This window comes from Agathobaculum sp. Marseille-P7918 (genome assembly GCF_964248325.1).
Classification (GTDB): Bacteria; Bacillota; Clostridia; order Oscillospirales; family Butyricicoccaceae; genus Agathobaculum.
Map to the genome: position 1 here is coordinate 155,046 of NZ_CAXTXI010000006.1, position 20,417 is coordinate 175,462.

Sequence of the window (20,417 nt, forward strand, 5' to 3'; positions counted from 1 at the left end):
ACCTTTATCATGCAAGCTGTTTTAGTCTTCTTGTGCAACTTGGGCAAACTGTTTTGCGTACTTTCGCGCGCAATCGGGACAGATTAAAATCCCATCAACAGAATGCAAGTGATCGCTTTCGCCACAAAACATACAGCCAGGAGTATACTTGCGTAGAATGATATCTTTGCCGTCTACAAAAACCTCTACTGGAGTTCCGTTGAATAACTCCCGCTGATCGCGCAATTCTTTTGGCAGTACAATACGCCCCAATTCGTCCACTTTCCGAATAATACCGGTTGCTTTCATTTTTACACCCTTTCTGATCCTTATTGCGGAGGCGGAATATGACCCGCTTCCTGCTCAGCAAGAAGCTTTCGACGTGGCCGACCCATCGGACCAGAACACAACTCTGCCCGCATAGGGTCATAGACACGTCGGCCCCCAATATAGCGTTCTCCGGTATAGCCCTTTGACATTTCGCTGCGCAGCGCACTGGGGGACACTTTGATCGCTTCGGCAATCTCTTTCTGTGTTGCGCCAGCCTTCCACATTTGATGGATTACTTGTCGCTCTTTCTGTGTGATTTTGATCATGCCACACACCTCCATTCGATAATTGATTTTTGCTATGTTTTGCAATTTTCTGCTTCTTTCGAGCAAAAAAATGAGGTAACAAGATTAAGTCCTCTTGTTACCTTTAATATTACAACTTTCGACATTTAGGGCAATATTCGTAAACAGGTTGACATTCTGGAATTCATGTGCTATTATATGCGATAGTTTCATATATCAAACCGTTGAAGCGGAGATAACGGCAATGATGCCTTTACAGAGAGCCTGTGGTGCTGAGAGTCAGGTAAGAAACAAGTTGTCAAATGGACCGCTGAGGGCGCAGTCAAATGTGTTTTGCACAGAGTATTCTGCGACGTTGCAGGCAGACGTCATTTGCCGGGGATATGTTGGTATCCTGCTAAGCGCACGGGTATGCCGTGAATCAAGGTGGCACCGCGGATAGTGTTTGTATTATTCGTCCTTGACAGAGATTGCATTTCTGTCAGGGGCGTTTTTTTGTTTTACTCCTTTGGCAGAAAGTCAAAGGAGTTTTTTGTTTGGAGGTATTTGCTATGAAAATTTCACCGGGCCTGAGTGACGTGAAAAAAGTTGCAGCCACTGGGCAATATAGTGTGCTGCCGGTGAGCCTTGAAATCCTTTCTGATTTCACCACGCCGATTGAAACGATGAAGATACTGAAAAACGTATCCACGCATTGCTATATGCTGGAATCCGCACAGGCAAATGAAACCTGGGGACGCTATACTTTTCTTGGCTTTGAACCGAAGCTGGAGATCACCTGCATAGATGGTGAAATGAAGGCCGGTAATCTCAAGGTCAAGACGGATAACCCGTCTGACTATCTCCGTCAGATACTTGCCGATTACAAAAGTCCCCGATTTGATTACCTTCCCTCCTTTACGGGTGGACTCGTTGGCTATTTCTCCTATGATTATCTTAAATACAGCGAGCCGACGGTGCGATGTGATGTGGAAGATACCGAAGACTTCAAAGATGTGGACCTGATGCTGTTCGACAAGGTCATCGCCTTTGATCATCTCCGGCAGAAAATCATCCTTATTGTCAATATGCCGCTGGACGATGTGGAAGTCGAATATAACAAAGCGGTAATGGAACTGAACCAACTTGTCAATTTGCTGCGGAATGGTGAAAAGCGGGATGAGCCGGGCGGCAAGCTGCTTGGTGATGTGACACCGCTGTTTGACGAAGAACAATTCTGCGGCATGGTAGAGAAGGCAAAGCATTATATTCGAGAGGGGGATATCTTCCAAATTGTGCTTTCCAACCGACTGAGCGCTCCCTTTGAAGGCAGCCTGTTCAATACCTACCGTGTGCTTCGTACCATCAACCCTTCGCCGTATATGTTCTATTTTTCGGGAACAGATGTAGAGGTTGCGGGCGCATCTCCCGAAACGCTTGTAAAACTGGAAAACGGTGTGCTGCATACTTTTCCGCTTGCGGGAACAAGGCCCAGAGGAAAAACTGATGCAGAAGATAAAGCGCTGGAGGCATCATTGCTTGCAGACGAAAAGGAACTTGCCGAACACAATATGCTGGTTGATTTGGGACGAAATGATCTTGGAAAAATCAGCAAATTCGGTACGGTTCAGGTTGAGAAATTGCATTCGATCGAACGTTTCTCTCATGTCATGCACATCGGATCTACGGTGCGAGGGCAGATTCGTGAAGATAGAGATGCACTCGATGCCATCGAAGCGGTGCTCCCTGCTGGAACACTTTCCGGTGCACCGAAAATTCGTGCTTGTCAGCTCATTGGAGAGCTGGAAAACAACAAACGCGGCATCTATGGCGGCGCCATCGGATATATTGACTTTGCTGGTAATATGGACACCTGCATAGCCATCCGCATTGCCTATAAGAAAAACGGCAAGGTTTTTGTGAGAAGCGGCGCCGGAATTGTAGCGGATTCCGTTCCCCAAAAGGAATTTGAGGAGTGTTTGAACAAAGCAAAATCCTCGCTGAGAGCACTGGAGCTTGCGCAGGAGGTGGAATTATGATTCTTTTGATAGATAACTACGACAGCTTTTCCTATAACCTGTATCAACTTATCGGAGAAATTGAGCCGAACATCAAGGTTATCCGCAATGATGAAATGACGGTAGAGGAAATCCGGGCGTTGCCCCCCGACCGTATTATCCTTTCTCCCGGTCCGGGCAGACCGGAAGACGCAGGCATGATAATCCAAGCAGTAAAGGCACTCGGAAAGGAGATTCCGATTCTCGGCGTTTGTCTCGGCCATCAGGCAATATGTGCCGCGTTTGGTGCAGCTGTTACTTATGCTAAGAAATTGATGCACGGAAAACAGTCGACCGTTCAGTTTGATACGGAATGTCCATTGTTTTGCGACTGTCCTGAAACCGCTCCGGTAGCCCGCTATCACTCTCTTGCGGCAGATGCCGACACCATTCCTGCATGCCTAAAAATCACGGCTGCCACGACCGACGGTGAAATTATGTCGGTGCAGCATGAAGCATATCCCATTTACGGCGTACAGTTTCATCCGGAATCTATTATGACGCCGAATGGTAAACAGATGCTTAGAAATTTCATAAAGGAGATATAAGTCATGATTAAAGATGCAATCGTAAAGATTGTGAACAAGGAAGACCTCACCTACGATGAGGCATATACCGTTATGAATGAAATCATGAGCGGTGAAACCTCACCCACACAGAACGCTGCGTTTCTTGCCGCGTTATCCACCAAAAGCGCAAGAGCTGAGACAACAGATGAAATCGCAGGATGTGCAGCGGCGATGCGAGCGCATGCAACCAAAGTCGAAACTGGCATGGATTTGTTTGAAATCGTCGGTACCGGCGGGGACAATGCGCATAGCTTTAATATTTCCACCACGTCTGCTCTTGTTGCGGCAGCGGGGGGGATGAAAGTTGCAAAGCACGGTAATCGGGCAGCATCTTCACAATGCGGTACAGCAGACTGTTTGGAAGCACTCGGTGTCAATATTCAGCAGAGTCCCGCAAGATGTATCGAACTTCTTAACGAGGTTGGCATGTGCTTCTTCTTTGCACAGAAATATCATACATCCATGAAATATGTGGGTGCAATTCGTAAGGAACTCGGATTCAGAACCGTTTTCAATATTCTCGGACCGCTGACAAATCCGGGCGCTCCATCGATGCAGCTGCTCGGTGTGTATGATGATTATCTGGTTGAGCCACTTGCGCAGGTGTTAATCAATTTGGGAATCAAGCGGGGTATGGTTGTGTACGGTCAGGATAAACTTGACGAGATTTCTATGAGCGCACCGACTACCATATGCGAAATCAGAGACGGCTGGTTCAAGACTTCTGTTATCGCACCGGAGGATTTTGGTTTTGCACGCTGCACCAAAGAAGATTTACGGGGCGGCACGCCACAGGAAAATGCAAAAATTACGCTTGCCATTTTAAACGGCGAAAAAGGACACATGAGAAATGCGGTCCTAATGAATGCGGGAACAGCACTCTACATTGGTGGGAAAGCGGATAGCATGCAAAATGGCATTGCCCTTGCCGCCGAAATCATTGATTCCGGCAAGGCGCTGGAAACGCTGAACAAACTCATTGAAGTCAGCAACCGCCCGGAGGTGGAGGGATGACGATTCTGGAACGACTTGCCGATTATGCCCGTGAGCGCACCGCACAGGCGAAAAGCATAATACCGCTCGAAGAAATCCGGCGGCAAGCCCTTTCGCTGCCAAAAGGAAACTTCGCGTTTGAAAACGCATTGCGAACGCCGGGCATGTCGTTCATTTGTGAGTGCAAAAAAGCGTCTCCATCCAAAGGGCTCATCGCTCCTGATTTTCCGTATCTGCAAATTGCGAAGGAGTATGAACAAGCGGGAGCAGACTGTATTTCCGTACTGACTGAGCCGAAATGGTTTTTGGGCAGCGACAAATACCTGACGGAAATTGCAGATAGTGTTTCGATTCCCTGCCTGCGCAAAGACTTCACGGTGGATGAATATATGATTTATGAGGCCAAAATGCTCGGTGCATCGGCTGTACTGCTTATCTGCGCTATCCTGAGTGGGGAACAAATCAAAGCGTATATCGGCGTTTGCGATAAACTCGGCCTTTCTGCTTTAGTGGAGGCACATGATGAAAGTGAGGTGCAAATGGCATTGAATGCCGGAGCGCGTCTCATCGGTGTCAACAACCGCAACCTTAAGGATTTTTCTGTGGATACTGATAACAGCCGCAGGCTGCGGGAACGGATACCCTCAGATGTGCTGTTCGTTTCCGAAAGCGGAGTCAGCAGTGCTGGGGATGTAGAAAAGCTTCGAAATATCGGTGCAGATGCCGTGCTGATAGGGGAAACCTTGATGAGAGCCACAGACAAAAAAGCAAAACTCACCGAACTGCGAGGGGTGTTATGACAGAAATAAAGCTCTGCGGTCTTTCCAGAGATAGCGATATCCGGGTTGCAAACGAGCTAAAGCCGCAGTATATCGGATTTGTTTTTGCTCCGAAAAGCAAACGATATGTGAAGCCCGAAAAAGCAAGGGAACTGAAACAAATGCTTGCTCCCAATATCAAAGCGGTGGGGGTATTCGTCAATGAAAAGCTCGAAACGATTGCCGCCTTCTTGAATAACGGCTTGATTGACGTTGCCCAATTGCACGGCGATGAGAGCGACGATTACATTATGCAGCTGCGTAAATATACCGATCGGCCGATTATCAAGGCTTTTCGTATCAAAACTACAGAAGATATTGCAGATGCCAAGCAAAGCGCTGCGGATTATGTTCTTCTGGATTCGGGCGCGGGGACAGGCGTGGTATTTGATTGGAATCTGATACACAGCATTCAAAGACCATATTTTCTTGCGGGAGGACTGCAATCGGGTAATGTGCGCGCAGCTATCCGGACCCTACGCCCATTCGCGGTCGATATCAGCTCGGGCATAGAAACAGATGGAGTAAAAGATAAAACAAAAATGGCGGCATTTGTAGCCGCCGTCAGAAAGGAAGATAAAAGATGACCAATCCAAACGGACGCTTCGGTATACACGGCGGTCAGTATATTCCCGAAACACTGATGAACGCCGTTATCGAACTGGAAGAAGCCTATAACCAATATAAAAACGATACTGCATTCAATCAGGAACTTACCGAGCTTTTGAATGAATATGCAGGCAGACCGTCAAGACTGTACTTTGCCGCGAAAATGACACAAGACCTCGGCGGTGCGAAAATATATCTCAAGCGTGAGGACCTGAACCACACCGGCGCACACAAGATCAACAATGTACTCGGTCAGGCACTGCTTGCAAAAAAGATGGGAAAAACGAGACTTATCGCAGAGACGGGTGCAGGGCAGCACGGCGTTGCCACGGCAACCGCTGCCGCTCTGATGGGGATGGAGTGCATAGTTTTCATGGGGGAAGAGGATACCATCCGTCAGGCTCTCAATGTGTACCGTATGCGGCTGCTGGGTGCTGAGGTCATTCCTGTAAAAACCGGCACGGCCACGTTGAAGGACGCTGTATCTGAGGCGATGCGTGAATGGACTGCCCGTATCAGCGATACCCACTACTGCCTCGGTTCCGTGATGGGACCTCATCCGTTTCCTACTATCGTTCGTGATTTTCAGGCGGTCATCTCCAAAGAAATCAAGGAACAAGTGCTGCAAAAAGAAGGCTGCTTGCCCGATGCGGTTATCGCCTGCGTAGGCGGCGGCTCCAATGCCATCGGCAGCTTTTATCATTTTATCGGAGAGAAAGCTGTCCGACTGATTGGTTGTGAAGCGGCGGGCAGGGGAATTGATACATTCGAGACTGCTGCTACTGTCAACACTGGCAGAGTTGGAATTTTTCACGGTATGAAGTCCTATTTCTGTCAGGATGAATACGGTCAGATTGCACCTGTTTATTCCATCTCCGCAGGTCTGGACTATCCCGGTATTGGTCCTGAGCACGCCTACCTGCATGATATTGGCAGAGCAGAATATGTTCCCATCACAGACGATGAGGCGGTAAACGCTTTTGAATATCTGGCGAAAACTGAGGGGATCATTCCGGCAATCGAATCGGCCCACGCCGTTGCGCACGCGATGAAGATTGCACCGACAATGGAAAAAGACAAAATTATTGTTATCACCATTTCCGGCAGAGGCGACAAGGATTGCGCCGCCATTGCCCGTTACAGAGGAGAGGATATCCATGAGTAATATCAAACGTGCATTTGAAAACGGAAAGGCGTTTATTGCGTTTATCACATGCGGTGACCCGGATCTGGAAACGACTGCCGCCGCTGTCCGTGCTGCCGTAGCAAATGGCGCAGATCTCATCGAGCTGGGTATTCCGTTTTCCGATCCTACAGCTGAAGGCCCTGTGATTCAGGCGGCGAATCTTCGTGCTCTGCGCGGAGGGATCACTACAGATAAAATTTTCGATTTTGTCAAAGAACTGCGTCGTGATGTAAAGGTGCCGATGGTCTTTATGACCTACGCCAATGTTGTATTCTCTTATGGTGCGGAGCGATTTATTTCTGCCTGCAAAGAGATTGAGATCGACGGATTGATTTTGCCTGATCTTCCGTTTGAGGAAAAAGAAGAATTTTTGCCGTTCTGTCATAAATACGGCGTGGATTTGGTGTCACTGATTGCACCTACATCAGAAAACCGGATTGCCATGATCGCGAAAGAAGCGGAAGGCTTTCTGTATATCGTTTCCAGCCTCGGTGTAACGGGGATGAGAAGCGAAATCAAGACAGATCTTGCTTCGATTGTCAAGGTGGTAAGAGAGAATACAGACATACCTTGTGCGATTGGATTTGGCATTTCCACACCGGAACAGGCGAAAAAAATGGCGAATATTTCTGACGGAGCTATTGTCGGTTCTGCGATTATAAAGCTGCTTGAAACACATGGTAAAAATGCGCCGAAGTTCATTGGGGAGTATGTAAAATCCATGAAGGATGCAATGTGTTCGTAGTAACATCTCCCAATAGCAATAGGTAAGCAAACGCACGCAGATAAAAAAGCAGTTGCTGCATTGTTGCGGCAACTGCTTTTGTGCGTGACTATCGGGCGGATATGACTCAGTGTGATGCAGGTGTGGGGATGACTAAATGGCCCTGAACCGGATGCGGGGGAATGATCTCGCGCACGCGCAGCGACTGCGCTGCCAGCACGACGCGCTCAGGCAGCAGATCGTCCTGCTCATGCACATCCTTGATCGAATATTCGCCCAGCACCAGATAATCCATTTCGACTTTGTTGATTTCCTGAAATGACTTACGGGAGACAAGATAGAATCCGGTACCCATCAATACCCAGCATACGAGTGCGATCCAGCTCTGTATCGACATAAATGCAGGAGATCCCGGTACAATCAGCAGCAACAGAATGCCCAGCGAGATGGCGCTGCCGGCCGTGGCTACGGCAGGATGCAGCGTGGTGTAATCCTTGGTGCGGCGCAGCATCATCAGCGCGCCGGCGCAGGTGAAGAAATAGCCAAACGCGGTTCCGACTGAGCACATATCCACGACCCAGCTGATGACTTCACGGCCGAAAAAGGGGCAGATCATACACACAATCATAGTAAATACGACACAAAAATGCGGCGTATCGAATTTGGGGTGGATTTTTTCAAAGGCACGCGGCAGCATGCGGGCGCGTGCCATGCCGAAAAACAGACGGCTTGAGGTCATGAAAAAGCCGTTCATGCCGGTGAAGATGCCCATGCAGACCGCGATGGCTACAAAGCATACGCCGATGCGGCCCATCGCCATTTCGAGAACCGCGCCGGTATGCCACTTGACCAAATCACCCGTTGCGCTGGTCAAACCGCTCAGTTCGGTCCACGGAATGATAACGTCGGTGACAAGCGCCATTGCGCCGTAGATCAGACCGCCGACAATCAGGGCGCTGCAAATCAAAAATTTGCATTTATTGGGCGGGAAATTGTATTCTTCTGCCGCCTGCGGAATGCAGTCAAAGCCGACATAGAGAAAGGGTGCCAGTGCCAGAATCGAAACAAAGCCCTCAGACAGGGACACACCATTTGCACCAGACAACGGCTGCAGGTTGGCTGGCTGGAAGCTGCCGGTGACGATTGTGCCTGCGACCGACAGAGCGACCGCGCCGCACATGATCAGCACCATGGCAAGCTGCGCCTTTCCTACCGACTTAACGCCACGATAGTTCATAATGCCAAACAGCACGATGAAAAACACTGCAATGGCAACCTCGCCGGCATAGACGTCATAGCCTGCAATGGTATAAAGATAGCCGCGGCTGAACACGCCGGGGAACAGGTAACTGAACAAAACGGGCAATGCGGTCGCGTTCAGTGCCACAATGGATAGATAGCCCAGTGAGAGCATCCAACCGCAGATATAGGAGGCGGTGCGGCCGAAGCCCTGATATGCATAGGCAAATTCGCCTCCCGCGACAGGGAACTTGGCAATCATATACGCATAGCTGTATCCAATGACGATCATCAGCAGTGCGCCTGCGGCAAAGCCCAAAAACAGCGGCAGCGGTCCGCCCGCCCGCTCGGTCCAACTGGCGCCTTGAATAAAGCAGCCCCAGCCGATGATCGACCCCACAGCGACTGCCCAGATCGCGCCCGGACCAAGGCTTTTGGAAAGTTCCTGTCTCTTTTCCGATGTATTCATGCAGATCCTCCTTTTCGGTCAGCAACGACAAAGAGGTCGGCAGGAATTTCCTGCCGACCTCTTTGTCGTGCGTTGCGAATCAACTTTACATTCAGTGTATCGCAAAATCAGGCGGTGCGCAAGTAGTCTCAGCACACTTTTTTGTGTGCTGCAGCATAATATCCATGGCCTGTGAGCGAAGCGTATAATAAATGCAAATTGTTTCGGGAGCGCGGTGATGCTGCACTCCCGAATAGGATAACGAAAAGGGGAATTTTGATGCAAACAGCGTTGTTTTTTCTGGTTGTGCTGTTTACCAATGCGATTCAGGCGATTACCGGCTTTGCAGGTACATTGCTGGCGATGCCGCCGTCCGCGCTGCTGATCGGAGTGGAAAACGCCAGGGTGGTCTTGAATTTTTTGGCGTTGCTGACTTGCCTGATTATTGTGCTGCGCAACAAAAGCATGGTACAATGGAATACGCTGGGTCGGATTTATGCCGTGATGGTGCCGAGCATGGCGCTGGGCGTTTGGCTGTTTTCTATTGTGCAGACGCAACTGCTGCTATACCTTTATGGTGGATTGATTGTGGTAATTGCGGTGCGGCATCTGTGGCAGACGCAGCAGAATCCGGTCGTAGGTGTTCGCGCCTTTGTTTTGCTGATTGCAGCCGGCTTGATTCATGGTATGTTTGTATCAGGCGGCGCGCTGCTGGTGGTTTATTCGGCGGCGAAAATCAAGGACAAGCATGCGTTTCGCGCTACGGTGGCCGCAGTCTGGGTTGGGCTGAACAGTATGATGCTGGTGCAGCAGCTGTGGGCTGGCCAGATTGATTTGCAGCTTTCCGGTTTGACACTTGCCGCATGTATCCCAGCTTTGATCGGTTTGGTGCTGGGCAACCGGCTGCATGAGCGGATCAGTCAGACGGTGTTTTTGCGCCTGACCTATGTGCTGCTGCTCATTTCCGGTATTTTGTGTTTTTTCTGAGGAGGGACGGCATGGCAGTCAACGTCAAGCAATTATGGGAGCAGGTGCCCGACGCCAAAATGACGCTGGTGGCAGGGGAGGACGGACTTAGCCGCACGGTGCGCTGGGTGCATATGGTGGAGAGCGCACAAATCTCTTCCTTTCTGGAGGGCGAGGAGATCGTATTTACGACCGGTGTCGGCTTGCGCGTCGCAAGCGATCTGACCGTATTGGTGCGCAATGTGGTTATGCGCGGAGTCAGTGCCATTGTGCTAAACCTTGGTCCATATATTCAAACGATCGAGGATGAGATCGTGCAGATATGCAACGAACGACAGGTTCCACTCTTTTCCGTGCCGTGGGAGATCCATATGGCGGAGATCATCCGGCAGTTCTGCCTACAGATCACATTGGATGACAAACGTCGGCTTGAACTTTCTTCCGCTATGCAGAATGCTATTCTGTTTCCGGCACAGAAAGAGTTGTATGTGCCGCATTTGGAAAACTACGGGCTGCATGTCGGTGTGCCGTATACGGTCGTACTGTTTGGGGAGAAGCAGCCGTGCGGCGAGGTGGAGCGGCGTGTACTGCTGCACCAAATGGAAAGTGTGGTCGCACAGAAGGGATGGAGCTGTTTACTGACCTGTATCGAGACATACATTCTGCTCCTTTTTGAGGGGAAGGACTATACGCCGACCGTACTGCGCGGCTGCTGCGATTACTTGCAGCAAACCTGCACGCAACTGCAGAAGGGCGCTTATTGCATCGGCATTGGCGAACCTTCGCGCAATATATACTGTATTGCCAAGAGCTTTCAGCAGGCCAAATGCGTATTGGATCTCGGGCAGACCGATAAACTGTTTTACAGCGAGTTGGGGCTGTACCGTCTGCTGGCCTGCATCGAGGATCGGGAAACGGTGCGCGGCTATGTCAACGATCAGCTTGGGCCGCTGCTGCAATATGATCAGATGCACGCGGGCAATCTGCTGGAGGTGCTGTGCGTATACCTGAGGCACAACGGGAGCGTGAAAGAAACGGCAGAGGAGCTGTATGTCCACCGTAACACGATCAACTATAAAATTCGGCGTATTGCCGAACTGCTTGGCCGCAGCCTGACCGATTATGAAACCTGCAGCGAGTTGTTGGCAGCGCTCAAACTGCATCGGTTGCTGGAACTGGATGTGGGACATTTGCGGTAATGTTGTGCCGCAGCACAATTTTTTTCAGGCGCACAGACAGTTGCGGCTGTTTTCGTATGTGCTATACTGAAACCAGAAAAGAGACAAGGGCGTCGAACGTAGCTTCCTGATCGGGAAGCACGGGAGGCGCCTTTTTGTTGCTTGTCAGAAAGGATGGAATTGTCAATGGCACTCACGGGAAAAGAAATTCAGGAAATGCATCAGACTTATGTCATGCAGTCTTGGTCGAAATCGGGCGCACCGGCACTGCCGATCGATCACGCGGAGGGCATCTATTTTTATGACTGCGATGGAAAAAAGTATGCAGATATGTCTTCGTTAATGGTCAATGCCAATCTGGGGCATCAGCTGCCGGAGATCGTCAAGGCGATCAAGGAGCAGGCAGATAAAATGTGCTTTATGGCGCCGGCATATGCGACTGAACCGAAAAGCCGGTTGGCGAAACTGCTGGTTGAAGTAGCTGGCGCAGACCATTACCAGCGTGTGTTTTTTACCAACGGCGGTGCGGAATCCAATGAAAATGCCATCAAAATGGCGCGTATGTTTACGGGACGCACCAAAATTTTCTCCTGCTATCGTTCGTATCATGGCGCGACGCTGGGTGCATCCAACGCATCAGGGGATTGGCGGCGTTTTGCAGCAGAAATTGGTGGCGCCAATGGCTTTGTCAAGTTTATGAACCCGCATATGTATCAGGATGGCTACACACGCGGGAAGGATGATGCCATCTGCACGAAAAAGGCTATCGACGCGCTTGATTTGCAGCTGCGTTATGAAGGCCCTGAGCATGTGGCGGCCATCATCATGGAAAGTATCGTTGGCGCCAACGGCGTCATCCTGCCGCCGGAGGGCTATATGGAAGGGGTGCAGGCGCTGTGCCGCAAATACGGCATTCTGCTGATCTGTGATGAAGTCATGGCAGGCTTTGCCCGCACCGGCAAAATGTTCGCATGGCAGAATTTTGATATTCAGCCGGATATTATCACCTGCGCCAAGGGCATCACCTGCGGTTACGTGCCGCTGGGCGCCTGTATTGTCAGCAAGGAAATTGCTGCTTTCTTTGAAGAGCATGTGCTGCAGTGCGGCCTGACCTATTCCGGCCATACGCTGGCGTGTGCTGCGGGCGTGGCGTCGGTGCAGTATTATCTGGATCACGATATCTGTACACATGTGATGGAGATGGAGCAGGTGCTCAAACCGTTCCTCGAGAAGATGGTGGAAAAGCACAAGTGTGTCGGTGAAGCACGATGCATCGGTCTGTTCGCCGCGCTGGAAATCGTAAAGGACAAGGAGAATCGAGTCCCTATGCAGGAATATGGAGAACATGGCCCAGTTATGCCGGCGATCATGGCGGAGCTGAAAAAACGCGGTTTTTCCACATTCGGACGTGAGAACAACGTCAATGTATGTCCGCCGCTGATCATTACCAAGGCGGAACTGGAAGAATATCTGCCCATTCTGGACGAAGTGCTGACCTGGGTAGACGAAACCTATTGCTGAAAGGGTGTTGAGCGATGAACTGGAATTATGTACAGCCCGTAGAGATTCTGTTCGGCATGGGGCGCAGCAGTGAGATCGGCGCCGCGGCAAAAACGCTGGGATGCAAAAAGGGTTTGCTGGTCAGTGATCCGTTTTTTGCGCAAAGCGGGCTGGCGGATACGCTGGTCGCGCAGAGCAATGGATGCCTTACGGATGTGTTCAGTGAGCTTTCTCCCAATCCAGATGTCACCGAGGTGGATGCATGCGCAGAGATCTTGCGTACAGGGGAATATGACTTCGTGGTCGCACTCGGCGGCGGCAGCGCAATGGACTGTGCAAAGGCGGCGTCCATGCTCTGCCTGACCGGGGATAGTATTCGCCGGTATCATGGCACAGGAGAAGCGGTGCCGCTCCGGCATCTTCCGCTGATCGCGCTGCCAACCACAGCAGGCACCGGCAGCGAAGTCACCTGCGTGTCTGTTTTAACCGATCACGCCAACGGTAAAAAATCCCCGATCGTGTCGGATGCATTTTATCCGCGCATTGCGCTGATCGACCCGGCACTGACCTGTTCCATGCCGCCCCGTGTGACCGCAGGCACGGGGATTGATGTACTCAGTCATGCGCTTGAAGGATATTGGAGCCGGGGACATCAGCCGATATGTGATGCCTGCGCGCTGCATGCGGCTAAGCTCGTGTTACAATATCTGCCGATTGCGTATCGTGATCCGGATAATTTGGAAGCGCGGGAGAAAATGTGTGAAGCCTCGGTGATTGCCGGACTGGCGTTTACACTGCCCAAGACGACTGCATCCCATGCTTGTTCGTTTCCGCTGACCAATCTGTATCATATTCCGCATGGTGAAGCGTGCGGATTAACGCTTGATTGGTTTTTGCGTATCAATGCCGCGAACGAAACGGATGGACGTATTCAAAAGCTTTGCGAGGCGCTGGGCTTTGTGGATGCTGATGCGCTTGCAGATTGGATTCATACGCTCAAGACGCAGTTGGGGTTGCGCAACGACCTGTCCGATCTGCAGTTAAGTGATGAACAGATTGATGAGCTGGTGCATATCAGTCGTCATCCGAATCTGTATAACAATCCGGTAGAGATTACCGATGAAATGCTGTATGAGCTTTATCGCTCCATGCGATGAACAGGAGGTACATGGATGAAAATGATCGTAGCGACGGTTCGTCCGGAGAAAATTTTTGATGTGACCAAGGGGCTTGCGGAAAACGGCTACTACGCTTCGACACGTTGGGGGGTATCCGGTCGCGGTCGACAGAAAGGCATTCAGGTCGGCGACATGATCTACGAGGAGATGTCCAAAAATCTGCTGATGATTGTCGTTGAGGATGTGGAAAAAGATCAGGTCGTACAGATCATTATGGATTACGCCCGTTCCGGCGCGAACGGAAATTCCGGTGACGGTAAAATCTTTATTGTGCCGGTGGAAGAATCTTACACAATCAGTGCACACAAAAAGGATGATAGTTTATAAGCAAGTTCACAAAGCGGAGCTTGATGACGATGATGAAAATATGGGCTGAGAAAACAATTTCTCAGCCCATATTTTCATCTATATACAACAGACAACCCAAACGACCACACTCACGATTCTGTTGTCCATGCGTATTTTTTCATACAGGGCATCCGCCGATAAGACGGGATAACTGCTCTGTGAAAGAGACCGGCTGTAGCAGCAATCGACTCGATGGAAGAACAGCTGACTGCGGTATGGATGTGCAATGGATCTGATAAATCAGTTTTTTGAGTGTTGTGAAAAAGAATCAAAGTAGCAATGTGTGCCATCCAGTATCATCGCGCGTGCGCTGTCGTTGTATTTTCGGCTGATATAGGGACTGCCGTGGTCAGATGTATCAGCTATTGCACTGCTTTTTAGCATCTACTTGAAAAGAGATAAAAATGTCTGTATAATAATTTCTATTGAATTTACTAAAAAGCAGGGTAAAATGAGGGCTGTTTTATGGCGACTTTAAAGGAATTATCAGAGTATACAGGGTTTTCCATCACAACCATTTCCCGCGTGCTGAACAATGACCCCACAATGAGTGTCAGCGATGCAACACGTTCTGCGATTCTGGAAGCAGCGGGTACGCTGCACTATAAAAAGCCATCTCCCAAGCAGCGACGCGAACCGCATGGCAAGCTGTGCTTTGCAATTGCGGAAATGCTGTCTCCTGTTGAACAGCTGGAGGATCCCTACTATCTGTATTTAAAAAACCATGCTGTGCAGCACTGCATGGATTTGGGATGTACAACGGTCTCGCTGCTCGAGCAGGATGATGGATATCATCTCGCGGGGCGCGAAAGCATCGATGGCATTTTGGCGATCGGCATTTTTTCCGAGCGCCAAATCGCTTCCTTGAGCAGCCTACATCATAATCTCGTTTTTTTGGATTCTGCGCCGGATGAATTGCGGTTTGATTCTGTGGTGATCAATTTTAAACTGGGCGTTGAGCAGGCACTGGATATGTTGATTCACCGTGGGCATCACGCAATTGGATTTCTGGGCCCGTCTCGTAAGTTAGATGAACGCAAGCGGCCTGCGCCTGAGGTACGGCGGCAGTGTTTTATCGATTATATGAAAAAACACAACCTTTACGATCCTGCGCTGTTACTTGAGGCAGAAATGACCGCTCCAGATGCCTATCGAGCTGTGCAGGAGCGCATCCGGACGAACGGCACTCGGCCGACCGCATTGTTGGCGGCCAATGAAGAGGCTGCTTTTGGAGCAATCCGCGCACTGCATGTAGCCAATCTGCGTGTACCGCAAGATATGTCGGTGATCAGCTTTAATGATACACCGCTTTCGGAGTTGACCGATCCCCCGTTGACCAGTATTAGCACGCATGTTGAGTCCATGGGCCGCGTAGCAGTCGGATTGCTGGTGCAGCGTGCACGCAGTACCGATGAACATATTCCGCTTAAGATCGTTGTGCCGCCGACGCTGACTGAACGCGCCAGTGTGAGTTCGGCTGCTTTTTAACCAGCCAATACAATGAAATGAATACTCAAAGGGTGCTGGATTTTTACTATTCAGCACCCTGTTTCTTTTCTATATTTACTAAAAAAGAAAGTTAAATTTTGTTGGAAATTTACAGTAAAAATTGTTGAAATTTTAGTGAAATATGATATACTGTGAGCGGTAAAGAAAATCTGTAACCAACATAAAAGAGGAGTAATTTGATGGATTAAATAGAATCATATCGAAATTTGATAGATGGAAAATGGGATGCTCGCTTGCGAGGGTATGTGAAGAGAGCGCCGACATTATGATGCAGCGAACAAGACAGTTCAATTTAGTGAAATTTTATGAACAGACCTTTAGCGGAGATGATCGGTTAGGATTGTTCTCCGGCCCCAGCTGCACCGGGCCTGATGGAAATCACACTGACCACATCCTTCGCTTTCAGCACAGCCATTGGAAAATGGTTTTAATTACTGCTACAAAATTATGCAAGGAGGTAATTGTTATGTCAATTCTCGTTCTTGGCGGTGCGGGCTATATTGGTTCACATACTGCGCGTGCACTGGTGGAAGCTGGTCGTGATGTTGTGGTTGCCGACAATCTGGAAACCGGTTTTCGCGCGGCGGTTCCGGCCGGAGCTCGGTTCTATAAAGGTGATATCCGCGACCGCGCATTTCTCGATCAACTGTTTATGGTTGAGCAAATCGAGGGCGTCATCCATTTTGCAGCAAATTCGCAGGTAGGCGAGAGTATGAAACAGCCGCTGAAGTATTATGATAACAACTTGTGCGGTACAAAGACCCTGCTGGACAGCATGGTTGCGCACAATGTACTTAATATTGTGTTCTCCTCAACTGCTGCGACTTACGGCGAACCCGAGCGAGTGCCAATCTTGGAGACCGATCGCACGGAACCAACCAACTGCTACGGCGAAACTAAGCTGGCCATGGAAAAAATGATGAAGTGGGTATCGGTCGCACATGGACTGCATTATGTTGCGCTGCGTTATTTTAATGCCTGCGGCGCACAGCCGGATGCTTCTATTGGCGAAGCACATGATCCGGAAACACATCTTCTGCCTCTCATTCTGCAAGTTCCGAATGGTCGCCGTGATGCAATCTCAATCTTTGGCGATGACTATCCGACTCCGGATGGAACCTGCATTCGCGACTATATCCACGTGTGCGACCTTGCGCAGGCGCACATCCTTGCGCTGGATTATCTGCTGGCAGGCAACGACAACAACGTGTTTAATTTGGGCAATGGTGTGGGCTTTTCGGTCAAGGAAGTGATCGAGGAGGCACGCCGGGTGACCGGTCATCCCATCCCGGCCAAAATCGAGGCGCGCCGTGCAGGCGACCCCGCACAGCTGATTGCCTCCAGCGAAAAGGCTAAGTCCGTGCTCGGATGGAAGCCGCAGTACGACGATCTGCATACTATCATACAGACTGCATGGAACTGGCACAAGTCGCATCCGCACGGATATGGCGATTGAGGAGGTACGATATGATTGATACCGCTGTTGCAAGTCTGGTCCGCTATGCTGAGCAGAAGGGCTTGCTCACCTCGGAAGATCATAATCAATCTGTCCAAGCCTGAAAAGGCTCCAAAGGCTATCGCTGCTGCATGCAATATGCCTGTTTCGACTCGGTTCACACACCGATGAAGCCGCGGTGATCTTTGCGGAAACGGACGGTGTTCCGCACAATACCATCACCCCTATCGCCCGTCGCCGCGGAACCGATGATGAGCTTGATTTGGTGCTGCGCAACAACCTGACCACGCCGGAGCACCCGCTCGGGTTGTATCATCCACACGCAGAACTGCATCATATCAAAAAGGAAAATATTGGCCTTATCGAAGTCATGGGTCTGGCTGTACTGCCCGCGCGACTTAAGACCGAACTGGCCGCTTTGGGAGAAGCACTGGTGCGCGGCAGTGATCTGTATGCTGATTCGCTGACGGCGCCACATGCCGATTGGGCGACGGCACTCGCAGCTCGCTACACGTTCACCGAAGACAATGTCATGGAGATCATCCGCAAAGAAGTTGGTCTGGCATTTGCAGCGGTTCTCGAGCATGCAGGTGTTTACAAACGCACGGTAGAAGGAAAAGCAGCCTTCCTGCGATTTATTGAGCATGTGAAGTAAATCTCGGAAAAAGCCGGCAGCGGGATGGATTGCCCCGTCAGGTCAATGAATTACATGCAGGCCGGAATATCGCGGATTGACACTATAGCGTCTGATTCATTCCAGAAGAAAGGGAATAATATGAGTATTATCTACCACAGCTCCAGCCAGACTTTTCATTTAACCAACGGTCGGCTGAGCTATATCTTTCAGATTCTTCGCAACGGAAATCTCGGACAGCTTTACTTTGGTAAGGCGATCCGCGATCGGGAATCCTTTGCACACCTGTTGGAATGCAATCATCGGCCGATGACCGCCTATGTTTACGAGGGGGATAAGCGGTTTTCGATGGATCACATCAAACGGGAATATCCTACTTATGGAACAGGTGATTTTTCAGAGCCGGCAGTTGAAATGGTTGCGCCTGACGGAAGCCGTGTGTTGGAGCTGCAGTATCAGTCGCATACTGTATCCTCGGGCAAACCTGGCTTGCCCGGTCTGCCTGCTACCTATTGCGAAGCGGATGACGAAGCGGAAACGCTGTCCATCCTGCTGCGTGATGAAATTGCAGAGGTGCAGGTGGAACTGCTGTACACCATTTTTGCAGAGCATGATGCCATTGCGCGTTCAGCACGCATTTTCAATACCGGTAGCAAGCCGCTGCATCTGACGCGCGCGATGAGCCTGTGTCTGGATCTGCCGGACTGTGATTACGACTGGATTCAATTCTCCGGTGCATGGTCCCGTGAACGTCAGCGCAAAGACCGCCGTCTGGAGCAGGGGATTCAGGCGATCGGTTCGGTGCGTGGTTGTTCTTCACATAATCACAATCCTTTCCTCATCCTCAAGCGAACGCACACAACCGAGGATATGGGCGAGGCAATTGGCTTTTCGCTGGTCTATTCGGGCAACTTTTTGGCACAGGCCGAGGTGGATGCATGGAGCGTCACCCGCGTGCTCATGGGCATCCATCCCTTCGGTTTTGACTGGAAACTGGAAACCGGCGAAAGATTCCAAACACCCGAGGCTGTGCTGGCGTACAGTGCTGACGGCTTGAATGCGCTCAGCCAAACCTATCACCGTCTGTACCGCAGTCGTTTGGCACGCGGTGTTTGGCGCGATCGGCTGCGTCCCATCCTGATTAACAACTGGGAAGCCACTTACTTTGATTTTGATGAAGATAAGCTGGTCAGCATCGCGCAGACGGCACACGAGGACGGTGTTGAGCTGTTTGTTTTGGATGACGGCTGGTTCGGTGCGCGTTCGAACGATACTGCCGGCTTGGGAGACTGGACGCCCAATCCCACGCGCCTGCCGCAGGGGCTGTCCGGGCTTTCTGAACGCATTGAAGCGCTGGGAATGCGGTTCGGCATCTGGATTGAGCCGGAAATGGTCAATAAGGATTCCGATCTGTACCGCGCGCATCCGGATTGGAGCATCCATGTGCCCGGTCGTCCGGCTTCGCATGGCCGCAACCAGTATGTATTGGATTTCAGTCGAAAAGAAGTCGTGGACTGCATTTTTGACCAATTGTACACGCTATTCTCCGGGGCCAAAATCTCCTATGTCAAGTGGGATATGAACCGCTGCATCACGGAATGTTATTCCGCCGCGCTGCCCGCCGACAGGCAAGGCGAGGTATTCCACCGGTATATCCTTGGTGTATATGACCTGTATGATCGGTTGCTTACTGCTTTCCCGCATATCCTGTTTGAGTCCTGTGCATCAGGGGGCGGACGATTCGATCCCGGCATTTTGTACTATGCGCCGCAAGGCTGGTGCTCGGATGATTCAGACGCAGTCGAACGCATGCGAATCCAGTATGGAACCACCTACTGCTATCCGCTCAGTGCAATCGGTGCACATGTATCAGCTTGCCCCAATCATCAGCTGTTTCGTACCACACCAATCTCAACGCGCGCGAATGTTGCGTTCTTCGGTACTTTTGGATATGAACTTGACCTGAACAAACTGACTGCAGAAGAACGCGTGCTTGTTCGTGAGCAGATCGCATTCATGAAGGAATATCGCAAAGTGCTTCAGTTTGGTACATTCTACCGCTTGACATCCCCATTTGACGGCAGCAACATTATGAGTTGGATGGTCGTCAGCGAAGATAAACGTACGGCACTTGTTGGATATTACAAAATTTTAAATGAAGTCAACGGACCATATCGACGCGTGCAGCTTAAGGGGCTGGATCCTGCCATGAATTATATGGTTGATGGCAAGGAGGCACACTTTGGTGACGAACTGATGTGCGTCGGTCTGATTACGACGGATGGTTCCGCCGGTGAGTGTCAGTCGGACGACCGAAAAAGCTGCGACTTTGACTCCCGTATCTTTGTACTCAAGGCGGAGTAAGTACTGTTGTATGGTAATTACGGTTTTCTCCTGTGTAGGTTTGTCAAACATATTGGACAGAGAACTCAAAAGGAGAAAGCCAACCCAGAGGCCTCATGGGAAAGTTGT

At 50.4% G+C, this 20,417-nt stretch carries 19 protein-coding genes and 1 pseudogene; 16 read left to right on the forward strand and 4 right to left on the reverse strand.

The window, feature by feature from the left end; all coding sequences use genetic code 11:
- Nucleotides 1-21 precede the first annotated feature (21 nt).
- The gene (locus ACESSO_RS10195) at nucleotides 22-288 is read right to left on the reverse strand and encodes an AbrB/MazE/SpoVT family DNA-binding domain-containing protein (RefSeq protein WP_373165067.1); all 267 of its coding nucleotides are present in this window, start codon (nucleotides 286-288) and stop codon (nucleotides 22-24) included.
- Between the two features lie 20 nt (nucleotides 289-308).
- A complete protein-coding gene (locus ACESSO_RS10200; protein WP_373165068.1) occupies nucleotides 309-575 on the reverse strand; it encodes a sigma factor-like helix-turn-helix DNA-binding protein in 267 nt (88 codons plus the stop codon).
- Between the two features lie 530 nt (nucleotides 576-1,105).
- On the opposite strand from ACESSO_RS10200, the gene trpE reads away from it, so the two are divergent.
- The 7 genes from trpE to trpA are packed head-to-tail and all read left to right on the forward strand — an operon-like array spanning nucleotide 1,106 to nucleotide 7,510.
- Nucleotides 1,106-2,572: an anthranilate synthase component I gene (gene trpE, locus ACESSO_RS10205; RefSeq protein ID WP_373165070.1), complete on the forward strand. Its 1,467-nt coding sequence runs from the start codon at nucleotides 1,106-1,108 to the stop codon at nucleotides 2,570-2,572.
- On the forward strand, nucleotides 2,569-3,138 hold the full coding sequence (locus ACESSO_RS10210; RefSeq protein WP_373165071.1) for an aminodeoxychorismate/anthranilate synthase component II: 570 nt from the start codon (nucleotides 2,569-2,571) through the stop codon (nucleotides 3,136-3,138). The genes trpE and ACESSO_RS10210 overlap by 4 nt, the downstream gene beginning before the upstream one ends.
- 3 nt (nucleotides 3,139-3,141) lie before the next feature.
- Nucleotides 3,142-4,173 (forward strand): anthranilate phosphoribosyltransferase, encoded by a 1,032-nt coding sequence (gene trpD / locus ACESSO_RS10215; protein ID WP_373165073.1) that lies wholly within the window; start codon nucleotides 3,142-3,144, stop codon nucleotides 4,171-4,173.
- Complete coding sequence (trpC, locus tag ACESSO_RS10220) at nucleotides 4,170-4,952, forward strand: indole-3-glycerol phosphate synthase TrpC (RefSeq protein WP_373165075.1); 783 nt, start codon at nucleotides 4,170-4,172, stop codon at nucleotides 4,950-4,952. Before trpD ends, trpC begins: the two co-directional genes overlap by 4 nt.
- Nucleotides 4,949-5,557 (forward strand): phosphoribosylanthranilate isomerase, encoded by a 609-nt coding sequence (locus tag ACESSO_RS10225; protein ID WP_373165078.1) that lies wholly within the window; start codon nucleotides 4,949-4,951, stop codon nucleotides 5,555-5,557. Before trpC ends, ACESSO_RS10225 begins: the two co-directional genes overlap by 4 nt.
- Nucleotides 5,554-6,744 carry a tryptophan synthase subunit beta gene (gene trpB, locus ACESSO_RS10230; protein ID WP_373165080.1) on the forward strand — a complete coding sequence of 397 codons (1,191 nt, stop codon included), beginning with the start codon at nucleotides 5,554-5,556 and terminating at the stop codon, nucleotides 6,742-6,744. Before ACESSO_RS10225 ends, trpB begins: the two co-directional genes overlap by 4 nt.
- Nucleotides 6,737-7,510 carry a tryptophan synthase subunit alpha gene (gene trpA, locus ACESSO_RS10235; protein ID WP_373165081.1) on the forward strand — a complete coding sequence of 258 codons (774 nt, stop codon included), beginning with the start codon at nucleotides 6,737-6,739 and terminating at the stop codon, nucleotides 7,508-7,510. Before trpB ends, trpA begins: the two co-directional genes overlap by 8 nt.
- 106 nt (nucleotides 7,511-7,616) lie before the next feature.
- Here trpA and ACESSO_RS10240 read toward each other — a convergent pair whose 3' ends face one another.
- Nucleotides 7,617-9,197 carry an APC family permease gene (locus ACESSO_RS10240; protein WP_373165082.1) on the reverse strand — a complete coding sequence of 527 codons (1,581 nt, stop codon included), beginning with the start codon at nucleotides 9,195-9,197 and terminating at the stop codon, nucleotides 7,617-7,619.
- Between the two features lie 258 nt (nucleotides 9,198-9,455).
- Between ACESSO_RS10240 and ACESSO_RS10245 the strand changes: the two genes are divergently transcribed.
- From ACESSO_RS10245 to ACESSO_RS10265, 5 genes are all read left to right on the forward strand, one after another.
- On the forward strand, nucleotides 9,456-10,163 hold the full coding sequence (locus ACESSO_RS10245; protein WP_373165083.1) for a TSUP family transporter: 708 nt from the start codon (nucleotides 9,456-9,458) through the stop codon (nucleotides 10,161-10,163).
- Between the two features lie 11 nt (nucleotides 10,164-10,174).
- Entirely contained in the window at nucleotides 10,175-11,341 is a 1,167-nt protein-coding gene (locus ACESSO_RS10250; protein WP_373165085.1) for a PucR family transcriptional regulator, read from the forward strand.
- 165 nt (nucleotides 11,342-11,506) lie between these two features.
- Nucleotides 11,507-12,841 (forward strand): aminotransferase class III-fold pyridoxal phosphate-dependent enzyme, encoded by a 1,335-nt coding sequence (locus ACESSO_RS10255; protein ID WP_373165087.1) that lies wholly within the window; start codon nucleotides 11,507-11,509, stop codon nucleotides 12,839-12,841.
- A gap of 14 nt (nucleotides 12,842-12,855) precedes the next feature.
- Entirely contained in the window at nucleotides 12,856-13,977 is a 1,122-nt protein-coding gene (locus tag ACESSO_RS10260) for an iron-containing alcohol dehydrogenase family protein (RefSeq protein WP_373165088.1), read from the forward strand.
- Nucleotides 13,978-13,992: 15 nt separating this feature from the next.
- On the forward strand, nucleotides 13,993-14,325 hold the full coding sequence (locus tag ACESSO_RS10265) for a P-II family nitrogen regulator (RefSeq protein WP_373165089.1): 333 nt from the start codon (nucleotides 13,993-13,995) through the stop codon (nucleotides 14,323-14,325).
- A 78-nt stretch (nucleotides 14,326-14,403) separates the two neighbouring features.
- On the opposite strand, the gene ACESSO_RS10270 is transcribed toward ACESSO_RS10265, so the two are convergent.
- Complete coding sequence (locus ACESSO_RS10270) at nucleotides 14,404-14,583, reverse strand: transposase (RefSeq protein ID WP_373165102.1); 180 nt, start codon at nucleotides 14,581-14,583, stop codon at nucleotides 14,404-14,406.
- A 228-nt stretch (nucleotides 14,584-14,811) separates the two neighbouring features.
- On the opposite strand from ACESSO_RS10270, the gene ACESSO_RS10275 reads away from it, so the two are divergent.
- The 4 genes and pseudogenes from ACESSO_RS10275 to ACESSO_RS10290 all read left to right on the forward strand — a co-directional run bounded on the left by ACESSO_RS10275 (nucleotide 14,812) and on the right by ACESSO_RS10290 (nucleotide 20,309).
- Nucleotides 14,812-15,834, forward strand: coding sequence for a LacI family DNA-binding transcriptional regulator (locus ACESSO_RS10275; protein WP_373165090.1), 1,023 nt, complete (start codon nucleotides 14,812-14,814; stop codon nucleotides 15,832-15,834).
- 487 nt (nucleotides 15,835-16,321) lie between these two features.
- Entirely contained in the window at nucleotides 16,322-17,311 is a 990-nt protein-coding gene (galE, locus tag ACESSO_RS10280) for a UDP-glucose 4-epimerase GalE (RefSeq protein WP_373165091.1), read from the forward strand.
- Nucleotides 17,312-17,471: 160 nt separating this feature from the next.
- Nucleotides 17,472-17,966, forward strand: a pseudogene (locus ACESSO_RS10285) (galactose-1-phosphate uridylyltransferase); the annotation flags it as partial.
- A 120-nt stretch (nucleotides 17,967-18,086) separates the two neighbouring features.
- A complete protein-coding gene (locus ACESSO_RS10290; RefSeq protein ID WP_373165093.1) occupies nucleotides 18,087-20,309 on the forward strand; it encodes an alpha-galactosidase in 2,223 nt (740 codons plus the stop codon).
- Nucleotides 20,310-20,417 lie beyond the last annotated feature (108 nt).

Coding starts and splice junctions, on each gene's coding strand:
- ACESSO_RS10210 (WP_373165071.1), top strand. CDS start 2,569: ATGATTCTTTTGATAGATAACTACGACAGCTTTTCCTATAACCTGTAT.
- ACESSO_RS10240 (WP_373165082.1), bottom strand. CDS start 9,197: ATGAATACATCGGAAAAGAGACAGGAACTTTCCAAAAGCCTTGGTCCG.
- ACESSO_RS10290 (WP_373165093.1), top strand. CDS start 18,087: ATGAGTATTATCTACCACAGCTCCAGCCAGACTTTTCATTTAACCAAC.
- ACESSO_RS10225 (WP_373165078.1), top strand. CDS start 4,949: ATGACAGAAATAAAGCTCTGCGGTCTTTCCAGAGATAGCGATATCCGG.
- ACESSO_RS10265 (WP_373165089.1), top strand. CDS start 13,993: ATGAAAATGATCGTAGCGACGGTTCGTCCGGAGAAAATTTTTGATGTG.
- ACESSO_RS10200 (WP_373165068.1), bottom strand. CDS start 575: ATGATCAAAATCACACAGAAAGAGCGACAAGTAATCCATCAAATGTGG.
- ACESSO_RS10245 (WP_373165083.1), top strand. CDS start 9,456: ATGCAAACAGCGTTGTTTTTTCTGGTTGTGCTGTTTACCAATGCGATT.
- ACESSO_RS10250 (WP_373165085.1), top strand. CDS start 10,175: ATGGCAGTCAACGTCAAGCAATTATGGGAGCAGGTGCCCGACGCCAAA.
- trpE (WP_373165070.1), top strand. CDS start 1,106: ATGAAAATTTCACCGGGCCTGAGTGACGTGAAAAAAGTTGCAGCCACT.
- trpD (WP_373165073.1), top strand. CDS start 3,142: ATGATTAAAGATGCAATCGTAAAGATTGTGAACAAGGAAGACCTCACC.
- trpC (WP_373165075.1), top strand. CDS start 4,170: ATGACGATTCTGGAACGACTTGCCGATTATGCCCGTGAGCGCACCGCA.
- trpA (WP_373165081.1), top strand. CDS start 6,737: ATGAGTAATATCAAACGTGCATTTGAAAACGGAAAGGCGTTTATTGCG.
- ACESSO_RS10255 (WP_373165087.1), top strand. CDS start 11,507: ATGGCACTCACGGGAAAAGAAATTCAGGAAATGCATCAGACTTATGTC.
- ACESSO_RS10260 (WP_373165088.1), top strand. CDS start 12,856: ATGAACTGGAATTATGTACAGCCCGTAGAGATTCTGTTCGGCATGGGG.
- galE (WP_373165091.1), top strand. CDS start 16,322: ATGTCAATTCTCGTTCTTGGCGGTGCGGGCTATATTGGTTCACATACT.
- trpB (WP_373165080.1), top strand. CDS start 5,554: ATGACCAATCCAAACGGACGCTTCGGTATACACGGCGGTCAGTATATT.
- ACESSO_RS10195 (WP_373165067.1), bottom strand. CDS start 288: ATGAAAGCAACCGGTATTATTCGGAAAGTGGACGAATTGGGGCGTATT.
- ACESSO_RS10275 (WP_373165090.1), top strand. CDS start 14,812: ATGGCGACTTTAAAGGAATTATCAGAGTATACAGGGTTTTCCATCACA.